The 16,087-nt window shown below is 37.0% G+C and carries 14 protein-coding genes; all 14 read left to right on the top strand.

Annotation, left to right across the window (positions count from 1 at the left end; translation table 11 throughout):
* Window positions 1-25 precede the first annotated feature (25 nt).
* The 14 genes from BUB91_RS10460 (at window position 26) to BUB91_RS10395 (ending at window position 16,080) form a co-directional block, all read left to right on the top strand.
* Complete coding sequence (locus BUB91_RS10460) at window positions 26-1,246, top strand: DUF4407 domain-containing protein (RefSeq protein WP_073099190.1); 1,221 nt, start codon at window positions 26-28, stop codon at window positions 1,244-1,246.
* Entirely contained in the window at window positions 1,243-2,145 is a 903-nt protein-coding gene (locus BUB91_RS10455) for a DUF4407 domain-containing protein (RefSeq protein WP_073099189.1), read from the top strand. Before BUB91_RS10460 ends, BUB91_RS10455 begins: the two co-directional genes overlap by 4 nt.
* Complete coding sequence (locus BUB91_RS10450; RefSeq protein ID WP_073099188.1) at window positions 2,132-3,988, top strand: hypothetical protein; 1,857 nt, start codon at window positions 2,132-2,134, stop codon at window positions 3,986-3,988. The genes BUB91_RS10455 and BUB91_RS10450 overlap by 14 nt, the downstream gene beginning before the upstream one ends.
* Window positions 3,989-3,999: 11 nt before the next feature.
* Window positions 4,000-4,446, top strand: a complete 447-nt coding sequence (locus BUB91_RS10445; RefSeq protein ID WP_073099187.1) for a hypothetical protein — start codon at window positions 4,000-4,002, stop codon at window positions 4,444-4,446.
* Between the two features lie 15 nt (window positions 4,447-4,461).
* Entirely contained in the window at window positions 4,462-4,767 is a 306-nt protein-coding gene (locus BUB91_RS10440; RefSeq protein WP_073099186.1) for a DUF6804 family protein, read from the top strand.
* A gap of 115 nt (window positions 4,768-4,882) precedes the next feature.
* On the top strand, window positions 4,883-6,256 hold the full coding sequence (locus BUB91_RS10435) for a PDDEXK family nuclease (RefSeq protein ID WP_073099185.1): 1,374 nt from the start codon (window positions 4,883-4,885) through the stop codon (window positions 6,254-6,256).
* A gap of 50 nt (window positions 6,257-6,306) precedes the next feature.
* Entirely contained in the window at window positions 6,307-7,665 is a 1,359-nt protein-coding gene (locus tag BUB91_RS10430) for an endonuclease NucS domain-containing protein (RefSeq protein ID WP_073099184.1), read from the top strand.
* 18 nt (window positions 7,666-7,683) lie between these two features.
* Window positions 7,684-7,920 (top strand): hypothetical protein, encoded by a 237-nt coding sequence (locus BUB91_RS10425; protein ID WP_073099183.1) that lies wholly within the window; start codon window positions 7,684-7,686, stop codon window positions 7,918-7,920.
* A 42-nt stretch (window positions 7,921-7,962) separates the two neighbouring features.
* A complete protein-coding gene (locus BUB91_RS10420) occupies window positions 7,963-8,820 on the top strand; it encodes a hypothetical protein (protein ID WP_073099182.1) in 858 nt (285 codons plus the stop codon).
* A 21-nt stretch (window positions 8,821-8,841) separates the two neighbouring features.
* Window positions 8,842-9,207 carry a hypothetical protein gene (locus BUB91_RS10415; protein ID WP_073099181.1) on the top strand — a complete coding sequence of 122 codons (366 nt, stop codon included), beginning with the start codon at window positions 8,842-8,844 and terminating at the stop codon, window positions 9,205-9,207.
* A gap of 70 nt (window positions 9,208-9,277) precedes the next feature.
* A complete protein-coding gene (locus BUB91_RS10410; RefSeq protein WP_073099180.1) occupies window positions 9,278-11,734 on the top strand; it encodes a type I restriction-modification system subunit M in 2,457 nt (818 codons plus the stop codon).
* Window positions 11,725-12,975 (top strand): restriction endonuclease subunit S, encoded by a 1,251-nt coding sequence (locus BUB91_RS10405; protein ID WP_073099179.1) that lies wholly within the window; start codon window positions 11,725-11,727, stop codon window positions 12,973-12,975. Before BUB91_RS10410 ends, BUB91_RS10405 begins: the two co-directional genes overlap by 10 nt.
* The gene (locus BUB91_RS21285) at window positions 12,975-14,783 is read left to right on the top strand and encodes an McrB family protein (RefSeq protein WP_073099178.1); all 1,809 of its coding nucleotides are present in this window, start codon (window positions 12,975-12,977) and stop codon (window positions 14,781-14,783) included. The genes BUB91_RS10405 and BUB91_RS21285 overlap by 1 nt, the downstream gene beginning before the upstream one ends.
* A 1-nt stretch (window position 14,784) precedes the next feature.
* On the top strand, window positions 14,785-16,080 hold the full coding sequence (locus BUB91_RS10395; protein ID WP_073099177.1) for a 5-methylcytosine restriction system specificity protein McrC: 1,296 nt from the start codon (window positions 14,785-14,787) through the stop codon (window positions 16,078-16,080).
* Window positions 16,081-16,087 lie beyond the last annotated feature (7 nt).

Raw genomic sequence — 16,087 nt, 5'->3', positions numbered from 1 at the left:
CCAACCATCCCAACCATCCAAAATAATGAAGCTCTTTTGGAAGGCTGCTGGAGGAGATGCATTCATTCTGTCACAAGCAACTTATAGCGATCAAATTAAATACTTCTGTCTGGGAGGTATTGTTGTGGCAACAGCAATTATGGCCGGGCTAAGTGGAGGTTATGCTTTTTACACCATTTTCAGACCTAAAGATATAACTGAAAATCAATATGTAGAAACAGGTTTTACTAGCGCAAATCAGGTTATAGAAAATACTTCAGCAATACAGGAGGTTACAGATATACCAACCGTTTTAACAGCGATTTTATTTGGTATAATATGGGGTCTCATTATTTATAATATAGATCGGTTTATTGTCACCAGTACCGGTAAGGGTGATGGTACGGAAGCTATTACTTGGGGCGAACTCAAGGGTGCTTTACCTCGATTAATCATGGGGATAATAATCGCGGTGTCTATTTCTAAACCATTAGAGATACGAATTTTAAAAGGCGAAATCGATAGGCATTTGAGTTCAATTCAAAAGGATTTTTATAAAAATGAAATTGAAAAAGTCAAAGAGACAGATAAAGCGACTTTGGTACAGCTGGATAGCGATATTGCTAGCTATAAACAAAGATTAAACGAGTATCAGGATGATTATGATAGACTGCAGGAAAAAATTGAGTATGAAAATTCAAATGGCGGGTGTAGAGGAAAATGTGATGAATTCAAAAGGCAGCAGGCAAAGATTCAAGAAAAAATAAATGAAATTAAAGGGGATCTTAGTTATCAAAGTCTTCTTGATGAACGGAAAAATCTATTAGCTGATGAGAAGGATAAATTTAAAGATATTGAGAAGGAAGCTAAGTTGCTTGATGGACTGGCAATACGGATAGGTTTAGCCGAAGAAGAATATCCGGCGGTATCGTGGTTTTTAACCCTTCTGTTCTTAGCCATCGAGTTAACCCCCATATTCTTTAAACTGATGCTAATCAAATCTCCCTATGATTATATGTCTGATAATTACAAGCAGCTGGAATTGGCAGAGAATGGAATTTACGTAGAAGAAGATTATTACGAAGATAAGGAGGGTGTTCAACGAGAATTGGTAAGGTATCTGGCAGCAGAAAAACATATTAATGAGAAGAAAGAATTTCTGGATGCTCAATTGCGTATAACTAAATATGCTATAGAAAAGTTCGAAGAACAGGAAAAGAAAAAAATTGATGAGAATCCAGAAAGCTTTATAACCTATGAGTCATGAGCAAGCTTATCAACAATTCCGTGCTCTGGTGGTTTGCAGGGGAAGATCCACACATACTGAGTCAGTGTAGTTCTAAAATAGGCTTTAGGTTTGGGTTGATTGGTTTACTGGTATTACTTATCAGTATTTCCTCAACGCTCAGTATAGCGTATGGCATTGATCAAATCCTGGAATCTGCGGTAGCTGATGTTTTGGTTGGTGCTTACTGTGGCTTATTTATTTTGATTCTTTATCTCTTTCTGTTACATACATTAAGCCGTAATGTGCTGCCAGAGGCTAAGGATTCAAAAACAGGGAAACGAATTTCCTTTCTGATACGAATCCTATTTTTGATAGCACTGGGGTATTTAGTTGCACAACCCATAAACTCACTAATTTTTAAGTCTTATCTAACTCGTGAAATAACACATTACAAAGACGTAGAATTAAAAAACTACGAGCGTCATTTTAATTTTCAGAATATGGATGAATTGGCGTTATTTCAAAAAGAACAGGATAGCAATAATTACTTCATTCAAAAAGTGATCATTTTAAATACGCTGTTTTATGTAGACCGTTCTGACCAAAGACCTGTGAATTATTTTATGGTAAGCCTGTCTCTTCTGATTTCTATGGGTATAATTTCTTTATTTATCGCCCCCGTATTCCTCAAAAGATTTATCAGCATTTCAAACAATTATTATAAGGTTAAGCGTAGAATACAAACCAAAGTCATTGATCAACATCATGCAGCCTTTGTTAATGAGTATAATGCCATACTTAGCGGGTTTAGTGCAGATACCAATTACCGATATAAAACAGCATACCTTGATCCGCCTTATAATACAAGATTAAAGCCTAAGCCTAAAGAGAGAAATAAGGATGAATTCTTAAAATGGTTACTTGATGAAGGTAATTGAAAAGATTATTCCTTACGAGGACTATAACTACGTTGAGGGCTTTTTACAGTTTAAAGCATATGGCAAGAAGTCAGCTGCGACGGTGCATAGTGAGTTGTTTGATATTAAGAGTATTGCAGGGGTCGAATTACAGGTAGCTCATAAATATCTCGCGCCAGAAATTCCACCTTCAATTAATAAAAATAAAGTCTCAACACTTTCCCTTCCTGATGAAATCCTGACCATTGTAGCGAATGATTTTAGTAAGCCCTACCGGTTGAAATATGATGAAATCATAATTGATGATGCCTATGTAGATGCAAATGGTAATATTAGCGGTAAACGCTTTAACAGTACAAAAGCGGGAAATGAACTCAGCTCTACCATACGAGTTAAAGCATATGGGTTGATTAAAATACCCAAAGAACGTATTGAGTATGAGAATTTATATGAAATACATACAGAGAGTTACGGGAGCGGTAAAATAGCATTAATACCTCAACAGGATTTTTATAAAGCAGGCGACCTAATACTGGTTAAAGCTTCTCCAGATGCAAGCCAGGACTTTCTCGGATGGGGAGCGGCGTATCAAAATTGCCCTCAGGAATTTGAACTGGAAGTTCTGCAAGATCATTTCATTGAAGCAAATTTTACAGACTTAGAAGAAGAATTTGATGTTGGCACTTCAAAGTGGATTGGCGATACTGTATATAAGGATGGTGTAAATGGGCCGCGCAGTTTAAAGGGAATTTATGATGAATTATACAAAAGCAGTTCCCAGTCTTTCGACAAAGCAAAGTATCGTTGGGAAAATACCCGCATTAAAAGTGATAGATTCAATTATGAGGCCACGGGTTGCTGGGATATCCTAGGAGGAATATTTACAGCAGGTATAGGCATATTTATACTGATTTTTATGATTGCGGTTATGGGGCAATGGTTTTTTATCTTTGCCCTAAGCATATTTGGTATATGGTTACTAACTATTCTTCCCCGTTTTATCAACCGATTTATAGTAGTGGTTTTTAACTTGTTCAAGTGGTTATTTGGAATTGCAGTTGGCTTATTTTTAATAGTGGGTGTATTGAAATTTATAGAAAATATATCCTACTATCAAGATCATAAAACAGAATCTAATCGCATTCCACCTCCTGTTGTAGAAGAAGCTACTGAGTTTACCGAACAACTTTATACACACAGATTACAATGGAACGATTATCTCAATAATAGCTATACTGCTACGCTTTCCATAGCGGGAACAGATGTAAACGCAGCTTCAAAATTGCGCAATAGCATTAATGGTATATCCAGTTCACGAGATTACAATCAAATGCTTGCTATTTTGAATAGGGGAGCATCTTTAAACTCGTATAATCTATTAATTCCTGAGCTCAGAAAACTGAGGGACTCGAGAAATCTTGATAAAGTAGCCTATGCCAATATGATCGTAAGTATGGTTCAAAGTATACCGTATTATGTAATTATTGAGAATACTTGTAACCCATTTTCCTATCAGGATCCGTTTCTTAGAGATTTATTAGCAACGAGTCCGTGTGAGCCTAATGTAAAACACGGGATTAATGCACCAGCAGAATTCTTGATGAATTTAAAAGGGGATTGCGATACCCGCACTTTATTTCTCTATGGACTTCTTAAGCAGGAAGGTTATGATGTTGTTATTTTTGGAAGTGAAAAATACAAACATTCCATTTTAGGAATTGATCTTCCCATTCTTTCGCCTAATTATAAATGGGTAAACGGTACTAAATACTATTTATGGGAAACTACTAATACTGGTTTTGAAGCAGGCTATATACCGGCCACAATTAGTAATACTTCATATTGGAATCTTAATCTAAACTAAAACACAGCCTTATGTTCTACATCACCATTTTAACCTTTTTATTTTATTTAGTCCTTATCTATTTCGGAAACCGAATAATTCTGAAAAAGTACAGCAATGAGGCATTTTTAAATAAAGAAAATATGCCGCTGGTCTATAATGTCCTGGCGCTTAACTTTAATCTTGTTACGGCAGTCTTTTTAACCCATAAATGGGTGATGAATTACATTACATTTCTGAATGCAGAAAGTAGTGAGACGTTCACCTTAATAGCAAGTACATCTTTGGTTATTGTAGCCAATGGTATTTTGATTTTAATTTCCTATCTGTTCGCAGAGGGGATTGGAGGGATGATGAAGCGCGCTGATCTTAATTTTTTAAAACCGGTTTTATGGATAACAATCAATCTGTGCCTGTTGCATCTTAGCGTAAATGCCTATGAGGCTTTTATCAATAGCAATACGTTTTCAATTTATTAAATTCAATTCGCAGTTATGCATCTATCTGTAGTTATAAAACTAGCACTATCCATTCTTTTCCTGCTCTGCTTATTTCAATTACCCTATGGCTATTATGAATTTGTACGTTTTTGTGCACTGATTGGTTTTGCTTGGTTAGCCTATACATCGTATCAGAAAGGGAATACCGGGGGTGCATTTATCTATTTAGCCTTGGCCATTTTGTTTCAGCCCTTGCTCAAAATCGCACTGGGACGTACGTTATGGAATATAGTTGATGTTTTAGTTGCTGTAGGTCTGCTAGCTTCCCTATTTTTAGAAACAGAAAAATTTAAAAATTAATGAATCACTCCACGCATGATAAATTGGGTTCTTTTATCTGCGCAATTGCGAACTCGACATCCTTGCCCTAGTGAGGATCCTCAACTGGTTTAGAGAATTGATAACCTAAAGCCTTATGAATACGAGTAATCCATACGATGACGAAGACGCAGCCGGACTTGAGCGGTTTTACACCCTTGCGCTTCAAGCCGCACTAGTACAAACCGAAGAAGCTTCAGCCATGGCTTATGAAGCGATGGAGGAGGTTCAAGCACTTCTTGTTACGCATGACCACGAGCGCTTTGGGGACGTATTGGAAACGCTGCCCTACAGCTTTTTCGACCTGTATGTAGCGGACATGATTGAAGAAATTGACGTTAATCCGCTTTTGTATCTTATAGATCATCAAAGTATTCTAGGCTTACTCACCGATGAACACTATGCTTATGTAAAGCACCAATTGAAGGTGAAAGGAGCAGATGCTCCAGCAGCTTATGACTTTATATGCGGTATTGAGCTCTTTATGCAAAGCAGTCCGGAACTGGCGCTACCGTACTTCACTAAAATTGACAGTGAGTTAGGCCAGTATTTCTCAGGGATGTGCTACTACCATTTAAAGGATTATGAAAATGCCAAACAACTTCTTCAGGCATTGTTTGAGTCACTTTTAAGCCTTCAAGAGGACTTTGAAGAATTTCAAACGCACGAAACTTATGGGTACTTGCTGTATGACCTCAGCCACTATGCCTTGGGGGCTAATGTCTTGCTGGAGGACTATAAAGAAGCCGAACGTATGGCTCAACTGATACTGCAGGAATTTTCACTTAAGGAGATGACAGCACTTGCTAAGCGCAATACCACAGACGCCGAGGACCTAACAGATTTTGAAGTCTTTGTAAACAATTATACGACTGCTTTGGTAAAACTTCGCAAATACAAAGAAGCCAAAGCCTTGCTGGAAGAAAGCATGCGTTTAAGCCCCGAAGCCAGCCTGATTCAACGCAGACTGCAAAACAGCGCAGATCAATTAGATCGACAGCTATTTGCGGACTCCATTTTAGCGCCCATATTGCATAAAGAAAAGGCCTATGGGTTAAAGGAATTCCTAAAGGGCAAACGCTTTGCCGGAGCAGAGAAGCTCGAAGATTTGGTAGAACAGCAAATCGACGCCGGGATGCCGGTTTTTGGTAAACGCTTAGCGGTGTATCACGATGAATACGGATACGGAAAACACTATGCGGTACCTCATGTAACCGGGTTAATAGATTTGGTGCTTATGGATACGGCTGCAGATATACTTTATGCGGTAGTACTTAAACCCAATACCGCCGGTGTAGCCGTGTATGACCAGATCAAACGCTATACGCAAGGTTTGGAACAACATACAGAGAAACCGGTACGGGGTATTATTTGTTTACATCAACCCAAAGAAGCTTTGATCGCTAAAGTCAAAGAGGATGACAGCATCGAACTTTTTAGCTATCAGGTTGCGTTTAAAAAGTTGGGATGATGATCTTGGAATAGTTTAGAGAAGTGATTAAATAAAACTACACGACCCATATGAATAAATACGAAGATGAAGCTGGCTTACAACGCTTTTACAGACTGGCAATAAAAGCTTGTGAAGAACAAACACGGGAATCAGCATTTAAAGCTTATCAGGCGATGCTGGATCTTCAAATACATATTGTTTACAGTGATTACAATCGTTTTGAAGAAGTGCTAGCCACACTGCCGGATAGCTTTCTAGATTATTACGTGAGCGATGTTATAAAGGATATTTCCGAGGCGCCAATAAATTATCTTTTGAGTCACAAGTTCTTTTTTGGAATGATATCAGACGAGCAATATGAGTATGTAAAGCAACAATTAACGTTGCAAGGTGAGAGCGAACCAATGGCTTATAATTTTATACGAGGTGTCGAATTACTTACTGAAGATACCCCTGAGATAGCTTTATTTTATTTCAATACCATTGATAATCAATTAGGAGATTACTATCTGGCGGTTTGTTATTATAATTTAGAGAATTATAAAAATGCCAGACGTCTTTTTCAAGCTGTGTTAACAGACATTCAAGAATTGCAAAAAAGTGCACCGCAATTAAATGAGGACACAGATTTACGCCTTTTAAGCTATGATCTGTGTCAATATATTCTTAGCGCTTCTGTGAGTATTGGTGAATTTAAAACGGCAGAAGAAAACGGGGACGTTTTGTTAACTCTTTTTGATTTAAAATCACTTATAGCGATTACAGAAAGTTATACAGCTAATATTGATGATAAGACTGACTTTGATATTTGGGTTAATAATTACATTGTCGCCTTAGATAAGCAGACCAATTATAAGAAAGCTGTAAAGTTCTTAGAACGTGTTAAAAAGCTCAGACCCGATTCTACTTTGATTGAATTCCTTCTTGAATCAGTTTCGGATAAGATTAGTCGACAGGAAACAGCCAATAAAATTTTACCTCCAATTTTTCATAAGAAAAGAGCTTTTGGGATTAATGACTTTGTAAGCGCAAACCGGTTAGCTCTTGAAAAAAATCTTGAAGATTTAATTGAACTCCAGATCAAATACGGTATGCAGGTTTTTGGTAAAGATTTAGAAGTATATCAAGACAACGCGGGTTATGGAAAACAATATACAAATCCGAATATTAAGGGGATAATAGACCTGTTGCTAATTGATAAGAAAACCGATACGTTATATGTTTTAGAGCTTAAAAGAAATGATGCCGGTATTGAAGTTTATAATCAAGTTAAGCGCTATATAAAGGGGGTGAAAAAAGGAACAAGTAAAACGGTTAAAGGAATCATTTGCTTACACCAGGCTACAAATAGTTTAATCGAAATGGTAAAAACAGATGAAGAGGTTAATTTATTTACCTATCACTTTGAGTTTAAAAAGTTGGGATAACACAAACACTTAACAGATATGCGAGATTTAGACGAATTGGGAATTGAACTAGAAGAACTAGTAAAACTTTATGAGGAAGGGCAAGAAGATTATGATGGAGTTCTGCAATTAGAATCGGACTTGATGGAAGCTCAAGACGATAGTCGCGAATGGGATGCTTTAAATAGGCAGTTTCAAAACTTCAAAGAAGAGAATGATTTAGATGATGGTTATGATGAAGGCGATATGAGGAATATGATGTTACCAAATGGATAAATATCATAGTATTTAAAATGTTTAAAATTTTACTGATAAACTATGTTTAAAAAAAAGGAGATAAAGGAGCTCGAGGATAAGCTCAAATCAACCCTAGTTAATTATAATTTAGCTGTAGAGGAATTAAATGAAGTAGGGTCTAGTAATTATAAAATTAAATCTGAGTTAGCTGAAAATTTAATACTTAAAACAGAAAGATTACTTACTCGAGTTGTTGCCCTTCCAGTTGAATATTTTTTGATTTTAGAAGAGTATAAAAGCGCCTCTCAGAATTTTGAGAATATTAAAAAGGAATATCATTCAAATTTAAAAGAGCACTCTTATAAAACTGAAACAATTGTAGGAGCCAGTGCAACTATAATGGGCATAAGCGTGGCAACATTAGGCCCTACAGCAGCTACTGCCATGGCTTCAACTTATGGTATTGCCTCAACCGGGACTGCAATATCTGCTCTCTCGGGCGCGGCTGCTTCTAATGCTATTCTTGCTTGGTTAGGTGGAGGAGCCATTGTAGCTGGTGGCGGTGGAATGGCTGCGGGGACTACGCTGTTGGCTTTATTCGGCCCAATTGGAATAGCAGCTTCTACACTTTCGGTACTGGGATCGGGTACATACTCTTTTCTAAAAGCCAATAAAAAAATTAAAGAGCTTAAGCGAGAAATTAAAAATTTAAAAGCTCTAATAACTGAGGGGTGCCCTAAAGCTAAAAACGAATTAGAGTCCGATTCTAAATTAATCACTAAAATAGCTGAGACGAGTCAGCCTCATTACGATTATCTCAATAAATATGCTCCACTTAATTATGATAAATTCAGCGAAATAGAAAAGGATGAATTAAAATCATATATGAAAACTATAGAGCTGTTGACTAAAAATTTAAATGGAGTCCAAATATCTTAAAACTTTAATATAATATACTTTATGAAAAAAGCACTACTCCTTGTATTACTTATCACAACATTTTTTTCTCAAGCTCAAGATGTAGCCTGTTTGGATCTACTGGATTACGTAAAGAAAAATGGTTACAAAAAGGCTGAGGTAAGCAGTTATCAACTCTACGATTCCTCTTGGTTGAAGAAAGTTACTGCTTATACTATTGATAATACGATTCTCGTGGTTGCTGAGATAAAAAAGGATGAATATAGCATATATACCAAGGAGTATATTTTTTGCGGTATACCATCCACATCCTGGGACTATTTTTATTATGGCTTGTACGATATTGGAAAATCCTATGGAGAGCGTTTCCATAAATATATTATAAAGCGACAATGCAATTGTTATTGATCTTGTCTTGAAAGTACAGGCTTTTAAAACTATTGTAATACTTATCTTGGACAGCATTAAAACGTAACAAATGGCCATAAAAAAATCAGATTTATACAGCTCACTCTGGGCAAGTTGCGACGAATTGCGCGGCGGGATGGATGCCTCCCAATACAAAGATTATGTGCTTACGATGCTTTTTGTAAAGTATGTAAGCGATAAATACGCGGGGAAGAATGACCTGATCGTGGTTCCGGAGGGCGCGTCTTTTGAAGATATGATCGCACTTAAAGGTAAAGACAGCATTGGCGACGATATCAACAAAAAAATACTAAGACCGCTCTTTGCCGCTAACGGCCTCGAGGGTTCGATGGAACTCGTAGATTTTAACGACGATGATAAACTGGGCAGTGGTCAGGAAAAAATAGACCGACTCTCTAAACTCATCGCCATTTTTGAGAATCCGGCGCTTAACTTTAAAAACAACCGCGCCGAAGATGACGATATTCTGGGCGATGCCTATGAATACCTCATGCGTCACTTCGCAACCGAAAGCGGTAAAAGCAAAGGACAATTTTATACTCCGGCTGAGGTTTCGCGCATTTTGGCAAAAGTACTGGACGTTGATAAAGCCGATGTGCCATCCTACACAGCCTACGATCCTACCTGTGGCTCGGGTTCGCTGTTACTTAAGGTAGCTGAGGAAGCCCCTAACGGTCTCACCATTTACGGGCAGGAAAAAGACATTGCTACCAAAGGTCTGGCTATTATGAATATGTGGTTGCACGGGTATCCCGAGGCGACTATTTACGGCAAGAATACCCTGGCAAACCCGCAGACTACAGACGAAGACGGGAATCTAAAACGCTTTGACTTTGTGGTGGCCAATCCACCTTTTTCATTAAAGAACTGGAGCAACGGGATTGCGCCGCTTCAGGATGAGTACAAGCGCTTTCAGGGTTATGGGGTGCCACCTGAGAAGAATGGTGATTATGCCTTTTTACTGCATATTTTAGCTTCGCTGAAAAGCACCGGGAAAGGCGCGGTGATCCTGCCACACGGGGTGTTGTTTCGCGGTAATGCCGAAGCAGGCATCCGCCAGAATATCATAGAACGCAAATGGATTAAAGGCATCATAGGCCTGCCGGCAAACCTGTTTTACGGTACGGGTATCCCTGCCTGTATTCTTGTAATTGATAAGGAACATAGCGAAAGCCGCACTGGGATCTTTATGATTGATGCCAGTAAGGGCTTTATAAAAGACGGAAACAAAAACCGCCTGCGCGAGCAGGACTTGCACAAGATTGTTGACGTGTTTAACAATCAGTGGGAGCTTGCCAAATATTCGCGTCTGGTGCCTTTTGAAGAGATTGAAAAGAATGAATACAACCTCAATATTCCCAGATATATAGATACGCAGGAAGATGAGGATATACAGGATTTAAACGCGCACCTTAACGGCGGCATCCCGCAAAAGGATATTGATGATTTGCAGGCCTATTGGGAAGTGTACCCCAATTTGCGTAAAGAATTGTTTACGCCCATACGGGAGGGCTATTCGAAGTTGAATGTCGCGAAAGGGGATATTAAAGAAACCATTTTTAACCATCCCGATTTTTTGAGCTACAACACGCAGCTTGACACCTTGTTTGCCGAATTTAAAGAAGCCAACCTCCCAGAGATGAATGCCATTGATGAAGACACCAAACCCAAGGCGTTTATTAAGCAGATCGCCGAAGACCTGCTGCAACGCTATGCAAACAAACCGCTTATAGGCCGTTATGAGGTGTATCAGCATTTGATGAACTACTGGGGTGCTACCCTTAAAGACGATGTGTATATGCTGGTGGAAGAAGGCTGGGTGGCTAAGGTACAGCGCATCATTGAAAAGAATAACCGAGGAAAGGAAGTTGACAAGGGCTGGACGTGCGAACTCATCCCAAAGGCTTTGGTAATCAATACCTATTTAGCCGAAGAGCAACAGGCGCTGGAAGCTTTACAGGGCGAGCTGGAAACCACACAAGCCGAGCGCTCCTCGCTAGAGGAAGAGCACAGTGGCGATGACGGGGCTTTTGGTAGTTTGGACAAAATTAATAAAGCTGAAGTAACGCGGGTGAGTAAAGAATTAAAGGCTGAAGCCCAACCCCAGCAAACGGCAATGGCAGCCGAACCGGATGCAGCTTATGGCGATAAACTGGTTACCGATTTACAGGTTGCCAAAAAGTGGCTAAAGCTCTACACCAAAGAAGCGAACCTTAAAAAAGACATTAAAGCTGCCGAAGCCGAACTGGACAAAAACACTTTAGCGCAATACGGCAAACTTACCGAAGCTGAAGTGCGAAAACTTGTGGTAGAAGACAAATGGCTGGCAAGCCTGTATGCCGATATGCAGACCGAAATAGACGGCATTTCCCAGCGTTTGGCAAACCGCATTAAAGAATTGGCTGCCCGCTATGAGCATACTTTAAATGAACTGGATACCGAAACCCTTGATTTAGAAAACAAGGTAACTGCACATCTGGAAAAAATGGGATTGGTATGGAACTAACAAAGAAAGAAAAGTCTGGTCTTAAAAAGACAGAGTTAGGTCTAATACCTGAAGATTGGAAAATTTCATTTATTGAAAATGAGATAGACTTATTGACAGGCTTTCCTTTTGCTAGTAGCAAATATAAAAATACAGGAGTAAAACTTTTAAGAGGATCAAATGTAAAAAGAAATCGCACAGACTGGAATGAAGATATAACTCAGTATTGGGAAAAAATAACTCCTGATCTAAAAAAATACCTTTTGGTAGAAGGAGATATTGTAATTGCAATGGACGGGTCTTTGGTAGGAAAAAGTTTTGCCCAACTTCAAAAGAAGGATTTACCTTCATTACTATTGCAGAGGGTAGCACGAATAAGATCTGAAAAAATTGAAATAAATTTTCTTAAGGAATGGATTTGCAGTAAATACTTCACCGAACATTGTGAAAGGATAAAAACTTCTTCAGCTATACCACATATAAGTCCAAAGGACATTAGAGAATTTCAAATTTTAGTCCCTCCAACCCTTAAAGAACAACAAACCATTGCTACAGCTTTAAGCGATGTCGATGCGTTGATCTGTTCGCTAGATGCTTTAATTGCCAAAAAGAAAGCTATCAAACAAGGCGCTATGCAGCAGTTGTTAACTCCGAATGAGAACTGGTTTAAAACTTCATTTAATGAGATTTTAAAAGATTATCGTTTAGGAGGTAATTACGAAAATATAGAGACCGAAACAGATTATCCTCTTATTAAGATGGGAAATTTAGGAAGAGGAAACATAAACTTGAATAAGATACAATACATCCCTAATTCAATAAACCCATCGGAGGATGATATCCTTAAATATGGAGATGTTCTTTTTAATACAAGAAATACATTGGAATTAGTTGGAAAAATATCTATTTGGAAAGATGAATTACCACTTGCTTTTTTCAATTCAAATATAATGCGGTTAGAATTTGATGAAAAATATGTAGGGTCTAATTTCTTCATGAATAATTTACTAAATACTCCTAGGGTAATTTCGGATTTAAGAAGTTTAGCAACAGGCACAACAAGTGTTGCAGCGATATACACTAAAGATTTACTAAAGCTAGAATTATCCATTCCGTCGCCAAAAGAACAAAAATCCATTGCCGAAATCTTAAGCGATATGGATGCCGAGTTGGAGCAGCTTGAGGCTAAAAAAGAAAAGTATCAACAAATCAAACAAGGGATGATGCAGGAGTTATTAACCGGTAAAACGAGGTTGGTGTGATGGGAGAAGAAATTTTAGAGTGTATTAAATTTTTTAGAGAAATCGAAGTCTTTAAAAACAATGTAACCACAGAATTAGAGAAATTCAACAACCAAAAGGTTGTTGAGGTTACATACCATTACCGTGGTAAAGTATTTAAAACAAATAAACTTTACTATAAGAATATTTTACACCAAGCACATGTAAGAAACCCAACCAATATAAAAAAGTATTTTGAGGACGAGGTGTTCTGGTTAGATATTGACTATCACGACTGGGCGAAAGGTTCTGGGGAAGCGGAGCTAGAGAAAATTGTAATAGATGAAATTGCTCCGAGTGGCGATAATGATTTTAAGGGATTTTTAAAACTTCTAGCTAATAATCAAAAAACGGGATTTATTCAGAGAATTACTGCAGACGGAAAACCAGGTCAGTATCATCATAATTTTGAAAATAATAATCACTGGCATGACATTATTTTACTGATTAAAGAAATTATAGAGAAAAGAGGCAGTGTCGTCGATAAGCAACATTTTTCCAGGTTAGTATTCAAATGGGATGGAGATAAAAATACAATAAGAGAACGATCCTCCCTTGCTAAGGAAGTCGAAAATAAAAATAGGGGTTTTGTTGATAAAATGTATATGAATGTACGGCAAGTGCAAAGTAAACTTAAGAAAACAGAGATGATAAAAATACTTAAACATAAAAAGCAGGTTATTTTACAAGGACCTCCAGGAACTGGTAAAACTAGAGAAGCTAAGGATATTGCTGAGCAGTTAATTTTTGGTACTGTAACTGATGATAAGAAAGAACAAAAAGTAAAACTGGAATCATCGGAACAGTTTAAGTTAGTTCAATTCCATCCAGCTTATTCTTATGAAGATTTTGTACGTGGGATCGTAGTAAAAACAGATGTTAGTGCGACGCCCGAATATAAAACTGTAAATAAAACCTTAGGTGCATTTGCTAAAAAAGCTAACGAAAGTAATTTATCTGGTGGTGTAGATGATTTTGATCGAGCCTGGCGGGAATTAATTGAAGATATTAATTCAAAAAGGATTGATATTGTTGGTAGTAGTGATGTTACGGTGACATTAAATTCACGTGGTAATATTAAGTTTAATTCACCAGTAGCAACTTATGAGACTACCTATCAACTGTATAAATTTGGTAAAACAGATCTAAAGTATGAGACCTATCAAAAAATTGTTTTGAATTACTTAAAAGATCCAAATGAGAAATATAAACTAAAGGATTACGAGGCCCCGAATACAGTTGCTTCCAATATACCTTATGTGCTTATTATTGATGAAATTAACAGGGCTAACTTACCGGCTGTTTTAGGGGAACTCATCTACGCGTTAGAGTATAGAGGGGAACAGGTAGAAAGTATGTATGCGACTCTAGAAGAAGGAAATACGTTAATGCTTCCTGAGAATCTATACATTATTGGTACTATGAATACTTCAGATCGAAGTGTAGGCCATATTGACTATGCTATTAGAAGAAGGTTTGCTTTTGTAGATATGTTACCTAAGGCATTAAATATTGACAATTTTGAGCTTGCAATTTTTGAGAAAGTAGCGGCTTTATTTATCAAAAATTATGATCAATATGAACAAGATGATACCGTAGTACTAGAACCATCAGATTATTTATCAGAAGAATTTAGGCCAGAAGATGTGTGGTTAGGACACAGTTATTTTATCAAAACAGATGATGATTTTCTAACTAGAAAAAGGTATGAAATCATTCCTATTTTAAAAGAGTATGTAAATGATGGTATTTTAAAGGAAACGGCTAGAAATGAAATAAATGCACTCTAAAATGATAGAACTTGGAGAGCAATACGGTTATAATAAACCACAAGGTTATGAGCATATAGATAAACATAGTGCTTTACTTGAGGGGAGATCGTATTCTAAGTCAATTCAACAAGGACCAAATAGAGCTTATTGCTATAATATTTTTTATGATGCTACAGACGAAGTTGAGTATAAGTTTGAAACCTCATATTTTGTAGGTGTAGATTGGATTGTTGAAAATAAACTACCCATTTACGTATACCCAAAATTAGATAGAGATACTAAGGAAGTAGACTATCTTACGATGCTCTTTACAGCATTCAAGGAACCCCAAAATTATGAGCATTTAGATGGATTATGCGAAATAGATTTCGACAAGCCGAGTATAGCAATTAATCAATCGCAGGATTTACTAACCCCATTATTGTTTGTACAATTTTTGAATGTCTTGAAGCGGATAGTTCAAAAAGGTTTAAAGAAGTCCTACTATAAAGTTTCTAAAAACCTTAATGCCAGGGTAAAAGGTAAAATCTTGATTAATGATACGATTAGGAAGAATCATTTAAAAGGCAATATATTAAGTACCTATTGCCAATACGATGAGTATGGGGTTAATAATATTGAAAATAAGGTTTTAAAAAAAGCGCTCCTCTTTACAATCTCTAGTATTCAAAATATGAAGGGAGTAGATACTTCTGCTCTTAAGCACCTTATAAATTTTGTAAAGCCTGCATTCAGCTTGGTGGATAGTGATGTTGATATCAAATTGCTAAAGGATACCAAGTCTACTGGTATTTACCGAGAATATAATCTTGCCTTAAAGTTGGCTAAAACTATTTTGAAGAAATATGGATATAACATAGTTCAAACCAATAGAGAATCAATAAAAACACCCCCATTTTGGATAGATATGAGTAAGCTTTTTGAGCTTTATATATATTCAAAATTGAAAGAGCGATTTAGTGGATATAAGGAAGTTACTTATCATAAAAAGTTTAATTATTTAGAACCTGACTTTATTCTTAACACTAATGATGGTAAAGTGAAAATGGTTGTTGATGCTAAGTACAAACCTCGGTACCATAATGATAACATTAGTACTGAGGATATTCGCCAAATTAGTGGATATGCAAGATTGAAAAAGATTTATGATTTTTTGAAATATGATACCAGTCAGGTCATTGATTGTTTGGTTATATATTCTAATCAAGATGCCAACAGGAAAAATTTCACAGAAGATAATTTTAATCTAGATAAAGAACTTGAATATAATAGGTTTTTTAAAATAGGTATAGAGCTACCCATAAAGACAGTCTAACAAAAAA

Origin of the sequence: Leeuwenhoekiella marinoflava DSM 3653 (assembly GCF_900129005.1) — a bacterium.
GTDB lineage: Bacteria > Bacteroidota > Bacteroidia > Flavobacteriales > Flavobacteriaceae > Leeuwenhoekiella > Leeuwenhoekiella marinoflava.
This window is presented reverse-complemented; position numbering and strand designations above follow the sequence as displayed.

Coding starts and splice junctions, on each gene's coding strand:
- BUB91_RS10460 (WP_073099190.1), top strand. CDS start 26: ATGAAGCTCTTTTGGAAGGCTGCTGGAGGAGATGCATTCATTCTGTCA.
- BUB91_RS10455 (WP_073099189.1), top strand. CDS start 1,243: ATGAGCAAGCTTATCAACAATTCCGTGCTCTGGTGGTTTGCAGGGGAA.
- BUB91_RS10450 (WP_073099188.1), top strand. CDS start 2,132: ATGAAGGTAATTGAAAAGATTATTCCTTACGAGGACTATAACTACGTT.
- BUB91_RS10445 (WP_073099187.1), top strand. CDS start 4,000: ATGTTCTACATCACCATTTTAACCTTTTTATTTTATTTAGTCCTTATC.
- BUB91_RS10440 (WP_073099186.1), top strand. CDS start 4,462: ATGCATCTATCTGTAGTTATAAAACTAGCACTATCCATTCTTTTCCTG.
- BUB91_RS10435 (WP_073099185.1), top strand. CDS start 4,883: ATGAATACGAGTAATCCATACGATGACGAAGACGCAGCCGGACTTGAG.
- BUB91_RS10430 (WP_073099184.1), top strand. CDS start 6,307: ATGAATAAATACGAAGATGAAGCTGGCTTACAACGCTTTTACAGACTG.
- BUB91_RS10425 (WP_073099183.1), top strand. CDS start 7,684: ATGCGAGATTTAGACGAATTGGGAATTGAACTAGAAGAACTAGTAAAA.
- BUB91_RS10420 (WP_073099182.1), top strand. CDS start 7,963: ATGTTTAAAAAAAAGGAGATAAAGGAGCTCGAGGATAAGCTCAAATCA.
- BUB91_RS10415 (WP_073099181.1), top strand. CDS start 8,842: ATGAAAAAAGCACTACTCCTTGTATTACTTATCACAACATTTTTTTCT.
- BUB91_RS10410 (WP_073099180.1), top strand. CDS start 9,278: ATGGCCATAAAAAAATCAGATTTATACAGCTCACTCTGGGCAAGTTGC.
- BUB91_RS10405 (WP_073099179.1), top strand. CDS start 11,725: ATGGAACTAACAAAGAAAGAAAAGTCTGGTCTTAAAAAGACAGAGTTA.
- BUB91_RS21285 (WP_073099178.1), top strand. CDS start 12,975: ATGGGAGAAGAAATTTTAGAGTGTATTAAATTTTTTAGAGAAATCGAA.
- BUB91_RS10395 (WP_073099177.1), top strand. CDS start 14,785: ATGATAGAACTTGGAGAGCAATACGGTTATAATAAACCACAAGGTTAT.